This is a genomic window from Neobacillus sp. S1115, from assembly GCF_055385565.1.
This window is the reverse complement of record NZ_AP038275.1, coordinates 2243296-2262422: the sequence shown is the minus strand read 5'-3', so window position 1 is coordinate 2262422 and position 19127 is coordinate 2243296. Positions and strand designations below refer to the sequence as shown.

Genomic DNA, 19127 nt, shown 5'->3' with positions numbered 1-19127 from the left:
TTTAAAGTAATTTGTATTATTAATTCATCACCTGATTAAAGATTTCGAACAACTCGTCTTTCTGGTAATTATATTCTTTACTCATCCAATTCTGTAAAATGGTCATAAATGAAGTGGCATATAAGTCACAAATGACATCAGGATACTTCGACTGATTGATCTTTTTAGAAATGGGATCGTTTTCTGTTTTGGAATGTTCCCGTATAATATCACTTGCAATTTTCACCATGCTTTTGAATAAAATATGTCCATCAGACCCTAATAAAGTATTTTCAAATAACACGGAGTTTTTTTCTACATAATCAACAAGTAGTTTAAATGGGTCAGCATTCGATTTTTTATTCAAATGAATAATCTCTTCAGATAAATGATAAATAAAATCTTTGAGTAAACTGTATTTATCTTCATAATAACGATAAAACGTGGTGCGATGAATTAAGGCATCATCACATATATCTTGAATAGTGATGGACGAGAATCGTTTTGTTTGCAGAACATGAATAAAGCTTTGGATGATTTGGCGTCTCGTGCGTTCGGTTGTATAGTTCATAGTGCACATTCCTTATATTCATTTTTTGAGGATAATCGAATACTAGCGAAATCTATTGTACGGTTATATTTCAATAGATAGCAAGACAAGAATAGACATTCCCCAAGCTACAAGCTAAAAAAAAGTCAAAAAAGGCTCAAGGGTATTCCTTAGAGCCTGTTAAGTAATTTAATTAAGTTTTATAATACTTCCACCAAGAACCGAAGTTCCCCAAAGCAATTCTAAATGATCTTTGTCCCTTACTGGTCCAACGCCTTCAGGAGTACCCGTAAAGATTAAATCTCCTTCCCCTAATCCAAAGTTTAGGGCGATGAAATCAATTATGGTCTGCAAATCAAAGATCATATTTTTTATGTTCCCTTGCTGTACCGTTTTACCATTTATAAGAAGAGAAAAATCGGTCTTCATCATTTCTTCTATCCCTGGAAAGAAGATGAATTTGCTCACAATAGCAGAGTTCGGAAATCCTTTTGCCAATAGCCATGGCTGGCCTTTTTTCTTAAGTTCACTCTGAACATCCCGTAGGGTAAAGTCGATGCCAATGGCCATACTGTCGACTATTTCCTCTACTCTCATTCCCTTTTCATAGGATTTTCCTATCCTTATCACTATTTCTGTTTCAAAATGGATAGAACCTCGATTTCCAGGCAGTAAAATTTCCTGACCAACAGCTTCCGTCAAGGCATGAGTAGGTTTGGAAAAAATAATCGGAGAAGTCGGCACTTCATTTTGCAGTTCCTTAGCATGCTCAGCGTAGTTTCGACCGACGCAATAGATATTAGAAATCTTATTCATAACAATCCCTCATTTTATAGTAATTATTAAAACTTACTCTTACATCAACTATACAATAAGGAATCGCTTAAAACATGCTCAACCGATATTTTCTTGACAAAAGTTCTAGAAGTTTAAGTCCAGCGACACTGTTCCCTTTTTCATCCAAAGCGGGACCGAAAATGCCAATACCAAATTTACCAGGAACAGACCCCATGATTCCGCCTGATACCCCACTTTTAGCCGGGATGCCTATTTTTATGGCGAATTCACCGGAGGCATTATACATTCCGCACGTAACCATAAATGTTTTGCAAATTCTCGCTACATCGTCAGGCATAATTCTTTTTCCGTTAAGTGGATCAACACCATCCATTGCAAAAATCATCCCAATTCTTGCTAAATCCAAACAATTCATTTCCACCGCACACTGTTTGGTGTATAAATCTAATAATGTTTCAACATCCTCAGTAATGATTTTATGCTGTTTTAAAAAATAACAAAGCGCCCGGTTTAAGTCAGCCGATTCAAACTCCGAGCGGGCTACCGTCTCACTATAGCCAATGGCAGGGTCGCCTGCCAATTCCCGGATAAAGCCTAATAACCGATTGAACCGCTCCTCTACCGAATCCCCTTTTATCATATGAGTTACGACAAGTGCCCCGGCATTGATCATCGGGTTTAACGGTTTGGCTGGAGCCATGGTTTCCAACTTAGCAATCGAATTAAACGGGTCTCCGGTTGGCTCCATCCCAACCCGTTCAAACACGTAGTGAAAGCCATTTTCTATTAAAACCAATGCTAAGCTAATAACCTTCGAAACACTTTGCAAGGTAAACTTTTTATCAATATCTCCTGCAGAGATACATCTACCATCTGGATAGTTTATCGCAATCGACAACGCATGAGGATTTGCTTTACCCAGCTCGGGAATATAATCTGCGACTTTCCCATCTTTCGTACATCGTTTTGCTTCTTCCACTAATCTCTTTAATTCGTCACTTGATTGACATGGCATAATTTATCACCCGTAGTAAATGCACCTTTAAATTTATTTTTTTGATAAGCCATTCCATTCTATTCGATACAAATCATGCCTCCGGTCACGTAATTGCCGCATCGAACCGGAATTCCGCGAGCGTCTCAATTTCTCAAGGTCAACATCGCCAACCACGACGGTATCAACGTTCGCATCACATTCCCCGACAATCCCGTCCCTTGCGAACTCAAAATCGGCCGGCGAGAAAATGCCAGATTGTGCATATTGAATATCCATGTTTTCTACATGGGTTAGATTGCCCACATTTCCGGCAATACAGGTATAAACTTGGTTTTCGATGGCACGGGCCTGGGCACAGTAGCGTACGCGAAGATAGCTTTGCCGATCTTCTGCACTAAAGGGGACAAAAATAATATTGGCGCCCTTTTCAACTAAAATTCGTGAGAGTTCAGGAAACTCGATGTCGTAGGATACCTGGATGGCAACTTTTCCACAATCTGTATCAAATACATTGATCTCATTTCCTTCAGCGATTCCCCACCACTTTTTCTCGTTAGGTGTCACATGAAGCTTCGATTGTTTTTCAATCGTGCCGTCCCGGCGGAAAAGAAAACCGACATTGTAAATATCTCCATCTTCTTCGATAAAATGAGTTCCGCCGACAATATTGATGTTATATCTTACAGCAAGCTGCGTAAACAGTTCTATATATTGATCTGTAAAGGTCGAAAGCCTCCTTACTGCCCGGTCTGGCCTTTTTTCTTCAAGAAAGGACATCAATTGGGTCGTGAATATTTCTGGAAACACCGCAAAATCGGAACCAAAATCAGCGGCAACGTCCACATAATATTGCACTTGTGTACTGAAATCTTCATAAGAGTCAATTTTCTTCATCATATATTGGACGACGCAAATTCTAACGGGGAATGATGTACGATAAATACGCTTTGATTTGGGCCGATAATCGACATTATTCCATTCCATCAAGGTGGCCATTGAATCAGACGCTTTGTCGTCTGGAAGGTAGCTCGTATTAATCCGTTTAATTTTAAAGCCTTGCAGAAGCTGAAAGGATAACACAGGATCATAAATGTTATGCTTCTCCACTTCCTCCACATATTCACGTGCAGTCATTTCACCCTTGTATTTGTGATAGTTTGGGATTCGTCCGCCAATAATGATGCTTTCTAGATTTAAACGAACGGCAAGCTCCTTTCGAGCCTCATAAAGACGATGGCCTAATTTCATGCGTCGATATTCAGGATCGACCATCACTTCAATGCCATATAAATTAAGTCCACTTGGGTCGTGATTCGTGATATACCCATGATCTGTAATGGTGTCCCAGGTGTGCTGGTCGTCGTATTCGTCAAAATTGACGATAAGACTTGCACAGGAACCTACGATTTTACCCTCGTATTCCACACAAATCTGACCCTCAGGGAAAATTCGAATATGGCTAAGCAGTTGCTCCCGCTTCCATGGGTCCATGTTGGGGAAGCAAACTTTACCAAGCGCAATAATATCATCTATGTCTTCAATATGGATGTTGCGAATCTCAATTTTCTTCTCGTATTTTGACATATCTGTTTCTGACATGGTTTTCACAACCTTTTCTTATTGGAACGTATGTAGTTAATCTATTTAAATGCTTTTTTAACTTAAAAGGGTGCATATTAAATTTTTTCCTGAGTTGCGTATTTCATACAATAGTGTGACATTGCCTTAACAAACGTTGAAAAATTAAAAAAATAATGACTAAAGTCATATATTACTGTTGACGAAGGTGACTATATTCGAATTTCCGGTGACCTTATAATCAAGTTGTAAATAAGAAAAACAAAATGAAATTGAAAATAAGCTTACCAGAAAAGGAGAATGAAAAATGAACGGATTAGCAATGTATGGAATATTCTTTGTGATTTTTGGATTGGTATTTTGGAGACGTACGAGGGCGATGGTTCGTCCGGTTCAAGGGTCGGGGATCAAAATATTGCTCCCGATGGTCTTTTTACTTCCGGGGTTTTCCGCACTTTTACAATTTCAATTGCACTTAAAAGTTTGGGAAGTTGGCGTTGCAGCTTTAATCGGAGTATTGCTTGCAGTTCCGCTTATCTTTACAACCAACTATGAAATTCGTCAGGACGGAAAAATTTATGCACAAAAAAATAAAGTCTTTTTTATTGCACTGATTGCCGTTCTTGTAATTCGAATCGCTTTAAGACAATTTATTTCCGGCATCGATCCAATCAGTTTAAGTATGCTTTTCTTTACAGTTGCTGTTGGCTATGTTGTTCCATGGAGAATTATTTCCTTTGTTAAATTTAGAAAGGTAAAACAATCACAAATGCTGAACGAAGAGATTGTAACGATTAAAGCATAACTTTATCCTAGAAAATCTGGGCACGACATTTTATCAATGAATGTCGTGCCCAGATTATTTTTCATCCAGTCATTTTTTCAAAAAGCACTTATTTTTCTGCCATTAACTAATTTTGGGATAAGGTAGATGGGACATGGGAATAATGAAAGGTGTTCGTGAAAAAATCACTGGAAAGGAGAGATTTACATGCCACAAGGAGCTACGGAAACAAGCACCTTAAAGGTTGGTGACCAGGCACCTGATTTCACTTTGGAAGCACATGGCGGCCGCAGGGTTACTTTGAGCGAATTCCGCGGAACAAAAAATGTATTTCTTTGTTTTTACCCACTAGATTGGACCCCAGTTTGAGGCGCGCAAATGCCTTCTTACGAGGATGATTTACCTCGTTTTGAAGAGTTCGATACCCAGGTCTTGGGTATTTCAGTAGATAGTGTCCACAGTCATGATGCTTGGCAAAAATCAATTGGCGGTATTTCTTACCCGCTTTGTTCCGATTTTTATCCGCACGGAGAAGTTTCGGAAAAATATGGAGTCCTTCGCAAAAACAAAGGCGAGGCTGCATATGGGGCTTCCGAACGTGCCCTGTTTATCATTGATAAAGAAGGTATTGTTCAGTGGATTGATGTCCATCCACTTGATCGGCAGCCTGATAATGAAGAGCTGTTTGATGTACTAAGAAAACTTTAAATGATCTTAAGAGAGTAAAATAAGGAGGATGGGTATGGAACTCTCAAGAAAAGCCATCCCATATACACCTAGCAGTAAACCGCTTCATGAAATGACCATTATGATTGTTTCAACTTCTGGCGTCCATTTGAAGGAGCAGGAACCTTTTAACACGAATCCCTCAGAAGGAGATGCGACCTTCCGCATTATTCCAGGAGATGTTGATTCCAAGGATTTAATGGTCACCCATGCGGCCCCAAAGGAGCATTATAATACAGATGCTCCTAACGAGGATATTAACTGCGTTTTCCCTATCGACCGCCTACGGGAAATGGTTGATGATGGAGACATCGGCGGAGTAGCAGAAAAACATCTAACCATGATGGGCTATTCCATGAGATTGAATAAAATTAATAATGAAACCATTCCCGCGCTGGTAAAGGAAGTCGTCCGTTCCAAAGCGGATGCAGTACTCTTAACAGCCGGCTGACCGCTCTGTCATCGCACTGTAGTTACAGTGCAGCGCGGCATTGAATCACAGGGAATTCCGACAACATTAATTACCTTGGACGTTGAACAATCCAGTTTGATGAGGCCGCCTCGTGCGATCCATCCAGTTGGATTCGAATTCGGCCATTCATTGGGAAAGCCTCATGATAAAGTAACACAAATGAAAGTATTACTGGCAGCACTGGCAGAGTTAAATGAAAGACAAGAGCCAGGGCACATTCATGATGCTCATTTCCCAACATATAATTGAATCAAAAAAGGGTCCGCAGATGCCGGCCCTTTTTCGGTTTTTTTAATTTGCATTTCGGCCCTATAACTCGTTGGAAACAAGCATTGCTATTAACCGGGATTCGGACACTCCCTCCCTTTTTTCAATCGGTTTTGTCCGAAGGTTGCTCTGGTTCGGACACTTCCTCCCTTTTTTCAATCGGATTTGTCCGAAGGTTGCTCTGGTTCGGACACTTCTTCCTCTTTTTCAATCGGTTTTGTCCGAAGGTTGTTCAGGTTCGGACACTTCCTCCCTTTTTTCAATCGGTTTTGTCCGAAGGTTGCTCTGGTTCGGACATTTCCTCCCTTTTTTCAATGAGTTTTGTCCGAAGGTTGTTCAGGTTCGGATACTTCTTCCTCTTTTTCTATCGGATTTGTCCGAAGGTTGCTCTAGTTCGGACACGTCCTCCTCTTTTTCAATCGTTTTTGTCCGAAAGTTGCTCTATTTTCGGAGACAAAATTAAAAATTGCCGAGAAAGAGACCCTTTTCTCGACAACCTAAGCCGCCACAAATGACGGCTTTACATTTTAGTGTTGAACCTGCTTTTGCTGCTCCATTACCTTCTTGTGTGAAGGAAGGAGGAACGTAGCCAGTAAGTTTGCAATTGCGATAAAGAACACGAGAATAAACACAAGGTGCATACCATGAGCGAGAGCCTCTTGAATCAACGTCATGACGTTTGCAGGAAGTTTATTGACAGCGTCTGAGCTTAATAGATTGTTAATATTGCCGCCTCTGCTCCACGCTCCGTTTGAATGTTCTTTTCCAAACTGAATGAGTGAGTTGTTAAAAATAGTTCCAAACACTGCAATTCCCACCGTTTGTCCAATTGACCTGGTAAATGAGTTAGAAGCGGTTGCCGCCCCACGCATTTGCCAGCCTACTGCTGCTTGAACAAGTACAGTTGTCGGGGTTGTCGCGTACCCCATACCAAGACCAATCACAATCATAATTCCTACAAAATACCAATATGGGGAGTCAAGTTCCACTGCCAGTAACCATGTTCCGCCAAGGGCAATTAATACAGCACCAATGACGGCAGTTAACTTTGAACCGATTTTGTACATATAACGTCCGGCAAACGTGGCACCTAAAGGCCATGCAATCGACATTGGCATCAGCGTAAGCCCTGAGCTTGTCGCACTATGTCCAAGAATGGTTTGAATCCACATTGGCAAATAAACGTTCACTCCTATAAGCACAGCACTTGCCAGAAAACCGATAAAATTTGAAACAAGAATGACTGGAATCTTGAATAACGATGGAGGAAGCATCGGTTCCTTCACCTTGGTTTCAATATAGCCAAACAGCACAATAAAGATCACCGCAACAGTAAACAGCATATAAATGGTAGCTGAATTCCATGCATATTTTTGCCCTGGGCCCGCATTTAGCAATGCATATAAAAGAGTCGAAATCCCGATTGTAAACGTAACGGCTCCAAGATAATCAACTTTACGTTCCTTTTTCAATTCAACTGTTTCGTGGAAGAAGAAGGTAATTAAGATTATGGACACTAACCCAACCGGTAAATTAATGTAGAAAATCCACCGCCAGCTGATTTGGTCAACGAAGAAGCCGCCTACCAATGGGCCGAGAAGTCCCGCAATTCCCCAAATTGAGCTAAACACTCCTTGCATTTTTGCACGCTGTTCACCGGGGTAAAGGTCACCGATAATCGTAAAGGTTAACGGCATGACCGCCCCTGCTCCAATTCCTTGAAAAGCACGGAACCAAATTAATTGATGCATCGTCTGAGCAGCGCCTGACAACATCGAGCCAGCTACAAACAAAATAACCCCTGTCATAAAAACTTTCTTTCGGCCGAATAGGTCAGCTAATTTTCCATAAATTGGTGTTGTTACAGAAGTGGTGAGAGTATAGATGGCAAACACCCAGCTGATTAATTTTAACCCGCTAAGATCACTGACAATCCGCGGCATAGCGGTACTGACAACCGTGACATCAATGGCGACGAGTAAAATCGCAACCAGCATCGCAACAGTAACCATTTTACGATTCGTAGTTGTTTTTGGCATGTTTCATATCTCCTTATAATTTGCAAAAATCAAGAAAATTCCTTATTTGTCAAGTTATTGACTAAAATAGTGTAAGTTATCATTGCATTTTAGTCAATAACTTGACTAAAATTATAAATAGTCAATATAACGGAGGTCTACATGGAGAATTTAAAAACAAACATTACTTTAGACTTTATGAGAATATCCAATCTTTTAAGCAGATATGGAGCAAAAATGGTCGCCGATGTTGGATTGACCAGTATCCAGCAATGGGTGATTCTGAGAACAATCATTCAAAAGGGAAGTATTTCCATCGGTGAACTAAAAGAAGAAATGCTTGTGACGAAACAAAATATGACAGGGATGATCAACCGCCTGCAGCAATCCAATTTAGTAACACTATATCAAGACCCAGAAGATAAAAGACGAACTTGTGTGAATATCACTGAGGAAGGACACCGAGTCTATGAGCAATTGAGTTCGTTACGAAATGATTTTAATGCCCAGACTTATCATATTTACAATGACCAAGAAATCGTGGTGTTAAGCGATTTGCTTGGCCGGCTCGTGGAGCATTTGAAAGTGGATTAATAGAGCCTGAATAAAAAAAGACCGCAGGTGCAGAAACACCGTACAGTCTAAGAAATTTAAAACCTATATTATTTGAATAGAGCCGAACTCACCGTGAGGATGGCTTACTAATTTATATCTTCTGTATTCAGATTCTAGCTTTCTTAGTGTCATTCCATAAAGGTTTTGATCTTCTTTATTATATACGTTAAGGAAAATTAGTTTATTAATAAGTTTTTGTCGCTTTTTTTCGTCGTTATTTCTCATTAGAAACACTCCTTTGATTTTACAAAAAGCTTACAATAGCCGTTGGTTGATAAATTCATTATAAACTGATAATTCCTATCTGTAAAGTATGAATTAAAAATATGTTTAAGGAAGGGCACCACCATTCTGGCGTTGCACCCCAAAAAAAGACCGGTGTATCAACGGATTACGTTTCCTATCGCAAAACGTCAATTTGCACAGGAAAGTGCAAACCAAAATGTAATCCTTTTTTGCACTATAAATTGTAGGGAAGAAAGATTAATCAATTTTTGTGTAGACCTAAGAAATTATAGGTGGAGAATTTCCTGCTAATGTATATTGGGGAGGCTTGAGAAACGGATATAAGCGGAGAAATTCCGGTTAACTGCTCTAAATAAGACAAAATCTAGTGATTTGGATAATATAAGCGGAAAAACTCCCCCTATTTTTAAGGAAATATCGGTATTTCCTAATTTAGCCGGAATTTCTCCGTTTATTTTACTTACCCAGAGTACAAATTCTCCCAAAATAATTATCGAAATCCTTTCCTATCAACAAAAACAGACCTCCAAATAGCCATACAATTTGAAGGTCATTTTGCATTACATTTTTAATGTTTGCGATAGTTAACGGAACCCGTTAGCATGAACTGGTCTTTTTTTAAGTGTATTAGTGAGAATCCTTCATCTCAATGGAGTTCTGAGTTTGTACCTTAAAGTACTCTCCTTTTTTCATGCTGATATGGCCTGATTCATAGGGCTTATTATCAATGGTAAGATATACTTTTGCCGTTTGATAATATTGACCTACTGTATTGACAACGCTTTGAAGGAGCATTTCTTCATATGCTGCTCCAGCAGACATTTCATCCCTAAAGGCCTGATTCAAATCGATATACACAATTCCATCTTGGTTTAAATATAAGCTGTTAATCTCCGTATTTTTCGAAAAAACAACTCCCAATTGATTGTTTATTGGCTCCTTGTATGCCTGCGCCAAAACTTTCCTCGTAATGTCATTGGTATAAAACTTTATTTGCTTGCTTTTAATATAAAGCTTTCCGTCATCAATATTCGGGTAAAAAAAGTTGATGTTCTGAACCAATGGCACATTTTCCTCTATTTTAGTTAGTGTGGAGGATATTTCAGTACCGCCAGATACAAAAATAGATTTAACTAAACCTACGTTTTTAGCATAATAATCAATGGTTTTATCTTTTGTATTTTTTGTGGTAACTTCGATTGCTTTATAGTTCCCTGTTGGCGTTGTAATATCTACTGCCGTATTCGTGATTGTTCTCACTCTTCCATCCTTTAATGTCCAAGTAGTCCCCTTTGTTAATGGAGTCATCAAAATGACTTCTTTTTCATCATTGCTAGCTTTTAACAGATTTTCTCTGTAGTAGGTTTCTCCTCTTGAGAAGACTTTAGTAAGCTTGCCATCCTTAAGTTCCAATACATTGACCAAAACGGTACCGCCATTATCGATTCTTTGTTGAACTTTTTCTTCAGAAATATAATCATTGTAAACATCATAAGAGGCAAATTCGTTTCCTGTTCCTTCATATATATACCGAGTATTTTTCTTCATAGGATAATAATCATTAATGGTTTCTGAATTTGTCGTTGGTTCTTTATTACCCTTATTATTGTCGGAAGTGCCATTATTGTTCTTATCATTATTGTTGGCGGTGCTATTGTTCTTGCTGTTGTTTTTTTCGGCGTTGTTGTTTCCGATTTGAATACCGCAACCTGCAAGGTTTCCAATCAAAATGACGAAGGCAAAGAAGACAATCAGCTTTTTCATATCAATATCCCCTTTTCCATTTTAGAAGAGACATATTATAAATCCCCCTTTCTTTAAATTATTCCATTTTGCTTTCAAATATAGCCTATCTAATAAAAAGCCGCCAAAAATCAGGCAAAAACATGAGTGGTATCCACTCCCCTGTAATGTAGGAAAATAAAAAAGATTGCCAAGAATAATTCCTTTCTTGACAATCTAGGTGTTTAATAGAATATTGATATAAATTTTTAGGAAAGACTTAACATTGCTTCCATATCTTCTTTTACTGAGCCGATTAATTTCAAATTAAACGTATCTTGAAGAACATTTAATACACCTTCAGAAATAAATTCAGGCGCTTTTGGCCCAATCCGAATATCCTGAATTCCTAAACTGAAAAGCCCTAATAGAATGGCTACTGCCTTTTGTTCAAACCATGATAATACAATACTGACTGGAAGTTCATTGACTTCGCATTCGAATGCATCTGCTAATGCTTTTGCTATCTTTATAGTAGAAACGGAATTATTGCATTGTCCTAAATCAATATAGCGAGGAATATCTGTTCCTGGAACTACCCCATAATCCACGTCATTAAATCTGAACTTTCCGCATGATGTTGTTAAAATAACGGTATCTTGAGGTAATGAAGTGACCAATTCACGATAATAATTGCCGCCTTGACCTGGTGCATCACAACCAGCAATGACAAAGAACCGTTTGATTTTGCCTTCTTTCACGGCTGCAATAACTTCAGGAGCCAACCCCAAAACTGTCTCGTGGTGGAATCCTGTTAGTAAAGTTTCTTCAGAGTCAATCTCTGCTTCCGGTAATTCAAGAGCTCTTTCGATTAGTAGCGAGAAGTCTTCGTTAATGATTTTTTGAACATTCTCAAGACCAGCGACTTCATAGGAAAACATCCGATCAGCATAAGTTCCTTTAATTGGCATGACACAGTTAGTTGTTGCTAAAATGGCACCAGGGAATTTCTCAAAAAGCCTGCGCTGATCATACCATGCCTTTCCAATATTCCCTTTTAAGTGAGAGTATTTCTTTAATGCCGGATAACCATGGGCAGGAAGCATTTCGGAATGAGTGTAGATATTAATCCCTTTTCCTTCAGTTTGCTTTAGTAATTCTTCCAAAGCAAATAGATTGTGCCCCGTCACAACGATACTTTTTCCTTCAATTTTATTTTGACTGACACGAATCGGTTCCGGAATTCCCAACCGTTTAGTATGGGCCTCATCAAGCATCTCCATCACGCGGATGGCGGACTGCCCCACTTTCATGGCCATATCGATATGTTCCTGAACATTAAAGTTTGAATTTGTTAATGTCATATAAAGAGCTTCATGTGTTGTCACATCAACAAAAGGATCTGTGAACCCCAGTTGGTTTGCATGCGTCCGATAAGCAGCAATCCCCTTTAATCCAAAAATAATTGTGTCTTGTAAACTCGCGATAGTTTCATCTTTTCCGCAAACACCAATCACATTACATCCCCCTGTTGGTGTTTGCTCACATTGATAACATAACATCGACATTTTTCACTTTCCCTCTTTTCATTGGTCTTGTTTTAGAATATCCAATTACTCCTATTTTTTTATGTGATATAAATCACAGTTCACTTTTTTGTCAACTATTAATTTAAGGGAAAAATCGATTTAAAAAGAGGTGGAAGTGGCTGAGCTTCGGCAAACTTCGGACAAAATCGTGTTAAAAAGAAGAGGTAGTGTCCGAACCTGGGGCATCCTTCGGACAAAACTGTTGAAATGAGGTGGATTTGTCCGAACCTGGGCATCCTTCGGACAAAACCGTTTAAAAAAGAGGTAGAAGTGTCCGAACCTGGGGCATCCTTCGGACAAAATAGTTTAAAAAAACAATGGAAGTGTCCGAACCCCGGTTAAAAATGGACGTACACCAATAAGAATAAAGAATCAGAATAAAAGGCTATCGAAAGTTTTTTCGACAGCCTAAATAGACCAATCATATTCGTTTCTCACCCAGACACTTTTTTATCAGCCTTGGCTGGTCTGACTTACCTTTTCTCTCGATAAAGCCTGTTTAAACTGTTCGATTAGGATTGGAACGATTTCAAAGGCGTCACCGACAATTCCATAATGACAGTTCTGGAAAATCGGGGCTTCTTTGTCCTTATTGATGGCAATGATTAACCCGGAATTTTTCATTCCGACGATATGTTGAATCGCACCGGAAATTCCAATCGCAAAATAAATCTTTGGCGTTACCGTCACACCAGTTTGCCCGACTTGATGGGCGTGGTCAATCCAGCCCGCTTCTACTACATCGCGGCTCGCACCAACCGCGCCTCCTAGCGTTTCCGCCAATTGGTGGATTAACTGAAATCCTTCGTAACTACCTAGCCCTTTTCCGCCTGCAACAATGATATCCGCTTCGTCGATTCTTACTTTCTTTACCGTTGCCTTAACAATCTCCAAGACTTTCGTGCGAATATCTTCTTCCTTTAAAGCTATGGTCTCTTCCACTATCTTACCTGATCTCCCTGGCTGTGGAGGCAGCGCCTTCATGACTTTGGAGCGAACCGTCGCCATTTGCGGCCGGTATTTTTTACAAAGAATGGTTGCCATGATATTTCCGCCGAAAGCTGGCCTGCTCGCCAATAGCAACCCTGTTTCCTCTTCCACATCGAGTTCCGTCGTATCCGCCGTCAAACCTGTCGGCAGGTCGGTGGCTACCGCGCTTGCCAGGTCTTTTCCGGTCGACGTGGCCCCAAACAGGATAATTTCTGGTTTATGTTTATCGCTGCATTCTAGCAGTGCCTTCATATAAGATTCTGTCCGGTAATGTTTAAAGATGGGTTGGTCATAGACATACACGGTATCTGCCCCGTATTCAAATACAGTGTTTGTTAAATGCTTAACATTTTCTCCGATTAAAATACCTGCTAATTCTACTCCCCGTTTATCTGCCAGCTTTCTGCCTGCACCCAATAGTTCAAGGGATACAGAAGCAACCACTCCATCTTTTTGTTCTATGAATACCCAAACACCTTTGTAATCTTGAAAATCCAATTACACTTCCCCCTTTATTTCAAAGAGTTCTTTCTTTTCAAAAAGGACAGAGAGCAATTGCTCAACCTGTGCCGCTGGACTGCCTTCAAAGAACGTTCCCCCTGCCGGTTTTTGCGGAGCCCAAACCTTGGAGACAATCGTTGGCGAGCCCTTCAAACCAAGCTGCTTAATATCTACATCCTCCAGGTCATCAACCGACCAGATATGCGGTTTATATCTGGCAGCCTTTAGCATGTTGGGAAGCGGAGAATACGGCACTTCATTGATTGTTTTCTCAACAGAAAACAAGCACGGCAAAGTCGACTTCACGACTTCATAGCCTTCCTCTAACTTGCGATGGACAATGGCATATCCTTCCTCTTGGTTGATTTCCTCTACCTTGTTCACCGAGGTCAACGGTGGAATATCGAGCCGCCTTGCGATTCCCGGTCCGACCTGTCCGGTATCTCCATCGATGGACATTTTTCCGCAGATAATTAAATCTACTGGCTTTATTTTTGCAATTTTTTCAATCGCCTTTGTTACGGCATAACTCGTTGCCAATGTATCTGCCCCCGCAAACCGGCGGTCCGTGATTAAATAACCTTCATCAGCGCCTATTTCAATGCACGTTTTAATCGCGTTAACCGCGGGAGGCGGCCCCATCGTCACAACGGAAACGTGTCCTCCATACCTATTCTTTATACGAACCGCCTCTTCAACCGCATGGGCATCATACGGATTCAAGATTGCAGGCGCCGTCCTCCGGTCCATCGTGTTTGTTTTTGGATTCATCTTGATAATTTTGGTGTCAGGTACTTGCTTAATACAGGCTACAATGTGCAGCATTTAATCCCTCCTTTTATTGTAAAAGCAAATGGCAGTGCCATTACTTAACCTTCTATATGAAACTCTCGGTTCTAAAAAGCTTTTCGCCCGTTACCATTACTTTATTAACAGAGATGTCCTAACATTCGAATTTTCGGATAAATATCTTAATATTCCTCGCTGATTTTTGGATTCCAAGATGTCTTGCAAATTTCAAGGCTCTTAATATTCTTAAATCAAAAAAACGGCAGGAGAAATCCATCTCCTGCCAAGCTATCATTCTAAATATTTATTTGCTGTTTTCGTAAATATTGTAAAAAAGAGCCTATTAAACAAAACCCCTTCTTCAATTCTTTATAAAATAAAAATATTTATCAATCATTTATTCTTATTCTTTTGGTTTGATTTTTTAGAATTATTATTTTTGTTATTGCTATTTTTAGATGTTGCATTGTTCTGCTTTTTGTTGTTGTTTGATTTTTTTGCCAACAATATCACCCTTTCGAAAGATTTGACTGGAGCGTAATATAGAATATTCATGTCCAGAAAAAAATCTCAACAGGGGCCAAAAAAAGGCGGTCAGCAAGCCTTTTTTGGTCAGCCCTAATATGGTACTAATAGACCGGTTCTGGGGCTTGCCTTACTAATTTAAATTAATCCTCCATATAAAGAAATCATTTGAGAATTCCACTGACTCCTTCCCTTAATTCCCTCGATTATCAACCGAACCCTTGTCCCCCTTCATGAATATCCTGTAATGAAGGAGAATTAATTCATTGCGATATAGTTTGTGACGATTCAGGTAATTGCACTGTAATTTGCACACCTAACGACAACGGCTAATGTTTTGGTTTTTACGCTCTAAAGAAATCAATTTCAAAAACTGACTGATTGTAAACGAAGTATTTAAACAGCAACAATTAATATCCTATTAATCTATTAATTTTAAGGAGAGTGACTCTATGCAAATCACCATCGGCCATTTGAACCCTCCTGGTTCAGCCTACGATCAGGGGGCCAAGGTGTTCAAACAAATCTTAGAAAGAATGACAGATGGACAAATAAAAGTAAGAATAATTTCTGGCCTTAACCTAAGTGGCATTGAATTAATTCGTGCGGTGCAGACAGGAGAATACGATATCGGCATCACGTCTTCGAGCAGTTTAGGAAATCTTGTACCTATAGTGAATGCGTTCGATTTTCCTTATTTATTTCGAAGCCATGAACATGCTTACCGGGTATTGGATGGTGAAATCGGTGATTTTGTAAATGAAGAAATTGACCTCGTTGGGTTAAAAAATTTGGCCTGGTGGGAAAACGGATATCTCCATATTACGACGGCTGAGACACCCATTATTGAACCGGAGAATCTACGTGGGCTGAAAATCAGGACCATGGATAATCAAATTCACCGCACACTATTTCGCGTTTGGGGAGCCAACCCTGTTTCTGTCCCTTATCCTCAGCTTTATGAGGCTTTAAGGAATGGAACCGTGGATGGACAGGAGAATTCTTTGGGAAACATTGTTCCGAATAGGTTCTACGAGGTTCAGAGTGAATTAACGTTAACTGGACACATTTACAATCCTGCTTTATTTGTAATGAACAAAGGAAAATATGATCACTTTTCTTTGGATATAAGGATAAAAATCTCCGATGCATCAAGAATTGCTCGTGACTTTGAAAGGGACTTTTTAAGAAGAAATAATCCGATTTATTTGCAAATAGCCCATCAAAATGGAATGCAAATTCTCACGGAGACAGATATTGATTTCCCGGCTTTTGTGCGTACTTCAAAAAAAGTTTATACTCAGCTGGGCAAACCAGACAAATCAATTCTCAGAAAAATTCGGACCTTGTAGGATTCTTGCAAGCCCTTTTTTAGTTTTATGTAACGCAGATCTATGGATATGCGCTTGGGACTCTCAATCGATTTTAATCAAGTTGGGCGGGACTGCGTTTGAAGTGTAGCGAACCGACCAGACCTGGCATCCCAAGTTCTCATATGTCTATAGAGTTACAGAATACATGCATAGCCGATTGATGCCTTGAAACATACTTATTTTTAGTAACCCAGAAGCGCCAAGGATAGTCCTTAGCATCGCCAGAATTTTCAATGCCAATCCTTTTTCCAGCTGATATACTTTCCGGGCAGAACCCTTGGGCCACATATAAAGGGGGAATCGTTAGCGGACGGCCATAGTCCTCCATTGAAATTCCCAATGATTTTGTAAGTTTTCCGGGTCCGTTAGTCAGTTTGGACTGATCTTCAATGCCTCGCCTCTTTATCATAAGCCCGATGCCATAAATAGGTTCCAGTGCGCGAATCAAAACTGCTTCAGGTTTTTCTTCACCTCCGCTGACTATATTGAAAAGGCAGTGTGTATGCATTAGATACGTATAGGCAAGGCCAGATCGTTGGAACATCACCTCTGTTCTTGGAGTGCGTCTGTTGTTATAGCTATGCGCAGCCCTATCACCAGGACCCATGTAAGCTTCTGTTTCTACAATATATCCGGCTGCAATACCTTCATTCGTTTCTTTTACTAGGAGGCATCCGAGCAAAGCCTTTGCCAGTTCAAGAGTAGGCTGTTCATAAAATGCCTCGGGTAATGGGACGATCCCTTTATCAAATTCTTCCAATTTGTATGCCTCCTTAAAAGATTTTTAATATTCCTTTTCCTTTCATTACTTAAAATTATAGACTTAAAATGCATTTCTTATTTAAGTAATAATATGATTCAGTTTCAGGAAACCTTTTACTCACTTATGATTTTTTAGCATTTCAAAAAATTTGGCACCAGAAGCAGGCGCTTACGAGGAAAATGGAACGATCCTTATCTGATTCCCCAGCCTTAATTGGTACTATCAGAAACACTCTAATCATATTTTTATAAAAGGAACAATTAGAAAGGAGTGTATATTTGGGTGAAAAAAGTTAAGATTCGTTTACAGCCGATTGTAAGTAAAATCAATTTGCCCACTGTTTTGAAAACAGCTATGCTCCCGGGTGACTCAACAGAAAGCTTATTTATTGCAACACAGGTTGGAGAGATCTTTTACATAGGAAACGGTGCTATCAGGACTTTTTTAGATCTTCGCTCAAGAATTATAAAACTAGGTGCTTCTAGAGGCGGCTATGATGAACGGGGTTTGCTGGGGCTTGCTTTTCATCCGCAATTTTATTATAACGGTCTGTTTTATCTCCACTATTCAGTAGCTGAAACACAAGGCCCAGGGGCACTTTCTAAACATTTTAGTCCTAACCCCTGTGATCCCGCAACCTTAAACCTAAAGTGGATCAATAGAGAAACTCAATATGATCATATTGATACAGTCGAAGAATGGATTGTACAATCAAATAGGCAGCCTCAAAAACGACGGACATTACTTAACGTAAGAAGACCATTTTTCAATCATAATGGCGTCAATAGCTTAAACTTTTCACCTGAAACAGGAAAACTAGTTTTAACAACCGGAGATGGCGGAGCGGGCTATGATCCATTTAATTTAAGCCAGAATAATATGGAAATAGCCGGAAAAATCATAGAAATTGACATAGTTAAGAATACATTTATCGATAATCCACCTGTAGTCACACGTTTTGATGAACTTCCCGCATCTATTCAGGAAACACTTACGGTCATTGCGAAAGGGGTTCGCAATATACCTGGCATTCAATTTCAAAGGTTTTATAATCAATATATCAAATATGTTGGAAATGTCGGGCAGGACCTGGTAGAGTCGATTTTTACATTCGTTTATTATAAACCAATACCTGTTACTCAACTTGTTCAAACTGCTTTAAGAAACACCGAACCAGACCAAGAAGGACTTATTAACTTTGGCTGGCGAGGCTGGGAAGGTGCATTTCCTACTTCCACTATTACGAGCTGCTCTGGAAATCCGGACCTGGACGAGAAAACAATTGCTTATTACGATGAAGCAGTTAAAACCTCAGTAAGGCGTCTTCCACCTTTAACTAGTTATTATCATAAAGATCCCCGCCCCGATAAGTTTGGAGGGACTTCTCTTACGGGAGTCCAGCCCTATATGGGAAATGCCATCCCCAATTTAACGGGAAGCGTCGTGTTTACCGACCTTGCCCGAGGGCCAGAATCTCAACCTCCGGTTAAAGGAGTTTTAGCTTATACCAGGGTAAGAACAGATGGTAGATTAAATGATTTTAGTGTTATAGATACCGATTATAATTTTGGGACTCAATCTGCTTATTATGTTAGTTTGGGAACGAATCTGGATCAAACCAGACTATATTTAGGGGTTAATGGCTCTATGAAAGTCACTGATTTTAACCAAGGTAGTGTTTTTGAAATTGTTTCATGAATCATAAATTTGACTTACACTAGATACATTTTTAGGTGATTCTATTTATTGAATGATTGTTCTCACAAAAATAAAAAATTGGCTCATTTTAAAACAAATATAAAATGAGCCAACCTATATTATTTATTGCTTTTTTAATTGGATTCG

The 19127-nt window shown here is 39.5% G+C and carries 18 protein-coding genes; 7 read left to right on the top strand and 11 right to left on the bottom strand.

Annotated features, from left to right (window positions below; translation table 11 throughout):
• Nucleotides 1-19 precede the first annotated feature (19 nt).
• The 4 genes from ACZ5B7_RS11080 to ACZ5B7_RS11065 form a co-directional block, all read right to left on the bottom strand.
• Nucleotides 20-550, bottom strand: coding sequence for a TetR/AcrR family transcriptional regulator (locus tag ACZ5B7_RS11080; RefSeq protein ID WP_464493758.1), 531 nt, complete (start codon nt 548-550; stop codon nt 20-22).
• Nucleotides 551-718: 168 nt separating this feature from the next.
• Nucleotides 719-1345 carry a fumarylacetoacetate hydrolase family protein gene (locus ACZ5B7_RS11075; protein WP_464493757.1) on the bottom strand — a complete coding sequence of 209 codons (627 nt, stop codon included), beginning with the start codon at nt 1343-1345 and terminating at the stop codon, nt 719-721.
• Between the two features lie 67 nt (nt 1346-1412).
• Nucleotides 1413-2342, bottom strand: coding sequence for a glutaminase A (glsA, locus tag ACZ5B7_RS11070; RefSeq protein ID WP_464493756.1), 930 nt, complete (start codon nt 2340-2342; stop codon nt 1413-1415).
• A gap of 33 nt (nt 2343-2375) precedes the next feature.
• A complete protein-coding gene (locus ACZ5B7_RS11065; protein WP_464493755.1) occupies nt 2376-3923 on the bottom strand; it encodes a bifunctional GNAT family N-acetyltransferase/carbon-nitrogen hydrolase family protein in 1548 nt (515 codons plus the stop codon).
• 286 nt (nt 3924-4209) lie between these two features.
• On the opposite strand from ACZ5B7_RS11065, the gene ACZ5B7_RS11060 reads away from it, so the two are divergent.
• The 4 genes from ACZ5B7_RS11060 (at nt 4210) to ACZ5B7_RS11045 (ending at nt 6133) form a co-directional block, all read left to right on the top strand.
• Nucleotides 4210-4707 carry a CcdC family protein gene (locus ACZ5B7_RS11060; RefSeq protein WP_464493754.1) on the top strand — a complete coding sequence of 166 codons (498 nt, stop codon included), beginning with the start codon at nt 4210-4212 and terminating at the stop codon, nt 4705-4707.
• A gap of 186 nt (nt 4708-4893) precedes the next feature.
• Entirely contained in the window at nt 4894-5394 is a 501-nt protein-coding gene (locus ACZ5B7_RS11055) for a redoxin domain-containing protein (protein WP_241113659.1), read from the top strand.
• Between the two features lie 34 nt (nt 5395-5428).
• Complete coding sequence (locus ACZ5B7_RS11050; protein WP_213116163.1) at nt 5429-5863, top strand: glycine/sarcosine/betaine reductase selenoprotein B family protein; 435 nt, start codon at nt 5429-5431, stop codon at nt 5861-5863.
• Between the two features lie 27 nt (nt 5864-5890).
• Entirely contained in the window at nt 5891-6133 is a 243-nt protein-coding gene (locus ACZ5B7_RS11045) for a hypothetical protein (RefSeq protein WP_213116164.1), read from the top strand.
• Between the two features lie 545 nt (nt 6134-6678).
• Here the strand turns inward: ACZ5B7_RS11045 and ACZ5B7_RS11040 are convergent.
• The gene (locus ACZ5B7_RS11040) at nt 6679-8190 is read right to left on the bottom strand and encodes an MDR family MFS transporter (protein ID WP_464493753.1); all 1512 of its coding nucleotides are present in this window, start codon (nt 8188-8190) and stop codon (nt 6679-6681) included.
• A gap of 141 nt (nt 8191-8331) precedes the next feature.
• On the opposite strand from ACZ5B7_RS11040, the gene ACZ5B7_RS11035 reads away from it, so the two are divergent.
• Nucleotides 8332-8763, top strand: coding sequence for a MarR family winged helix-turn-helix transcriptional regulator (locus ACZ5B7_RS11035; protein WP_464493752.1), 432 nt, complete (start codon nt 8332-8334; stop codon nt 8761-8763).
• Nucleotides 8764-8826: 63 nt separating this feature from the next.
• Here ACZ5B7_RS11035 and ACZ5B7_RS11030 read toward each other — a convergent pair whose 3' ends face one another.
• The 5 genes from ACZ5B7_RS11030 to ACZ5B7_RS11010 all read right to left on the bottom strand — a co-directional run bounded on the left by ACZ5B7_RS11030 (nt 8827) and on the right by ACZ5B7_RS11010 (nt 14657).
• Nucleotides 8827-9009: a Fur-regulated basic protein FbpA gene (locus tag ACZ5B7_RS11030; RefSeq protein WP_464493751.1), complete on the bottom strand. Its 183-nt coding sequence runs from the start codon at nt 9007-9009 to the stop codon at nt 8827-8829.
• Between the two features lie 648 nt (nt 9010-9657).
• Nucleotides 9658-10794, bottom strand: coding sequence for a GerMN domain-containing protein (locus ACZ5B7_RS11025; protein WP_464493750.1), 1137 nt, complete (start codon nt 10792-10794; stop codon nt 9658-9660).
• A 227-nt stretch (nt 10795-11021) separates the two neighbouring features.
• On the bottom strand, nt 11022-12320 hold the full coding sequence (gene hcp / locus ACZ5B7_RS11020) for a hydroxylamine reductase (protein WP_464493749.1): 1299 nt from the start codon (nt 12318-12320) through the stop codon (nt 11022-11024).
• Between the two features lie 474 nt (nt 12321-12794).
• Nucleotides 12795-13829: an electron transfer flavoprotein subunit alpha/FixB family protein gene (locus ACZ5B7_RS11015; RefSeq protein WP_464493748.1), complete on the bottom strand. Its 1035-nt coding sequence runs from the start codon at nt 13827-13829 to the stop codon at nt 12795-12797.
• Entirely contained in the window at nt 13830-14657 is an 828-nt protein-coding gene (locus ACZ5B7_RS11010; RefSeq protein WP_464493747.1) for an electron transfer flavoprotein subunit beta/FixA family protein, read from the bottom strand. It lies immediately after the preceding gene.
• A gap of 941 nt (nt 14658-15598) precedes the next feature.
• On the opposite strand from ACZ5B7_RS11010, the gene ACZ5B7_RS11005 reads away from it, so the two are divergent.
• Complete coding sequence (locus tag ACZ5B7_RS11005) at nt 15599-16498, top strand: TRAP transporter substrate-binding protein (RefSeq protein ID WP_464493746.1); 900 nt, start codon at nt 15599-15601, stop codon at nt 16496-16498.
• A gap of 139 nt (nt 16499-16637) precedes the next feature.
• On the opposite strand, the gene ACZ5B7_RS11000 is transcribed toward ACZ5B7_RS11005, so the two are convergent.
• On the bottom strand, nt 16638-17279 hold the full coding sequence (locus ACZ5B7_RS11000) for a DNA-3-methyladenine glycosylase (protein ID WP_464493745.1): 642 nt from the start codon (nt 17277-17279) through the stop codon (nt 16638-16640).
• A 285-nt stretch (nt 17280-17564) separates the two neighbouring features.
• On the opposite strand from ACZ5B7_RS11000, the gene ACZ5B7_RS10995 reads away from it, so the two are divergent.
• Entirely contained in the window at nt 17565-18980 is a 1416-nt protein-coding gene (locus ACZ5B7_RS10995; protein ID WP_464493744.1) for a PQQ-dependent sugar dehydrogenase, read from the top strand.
• The last annotated feature ends 147 nt before the right edge of the window (nt 18981-19127 follow it).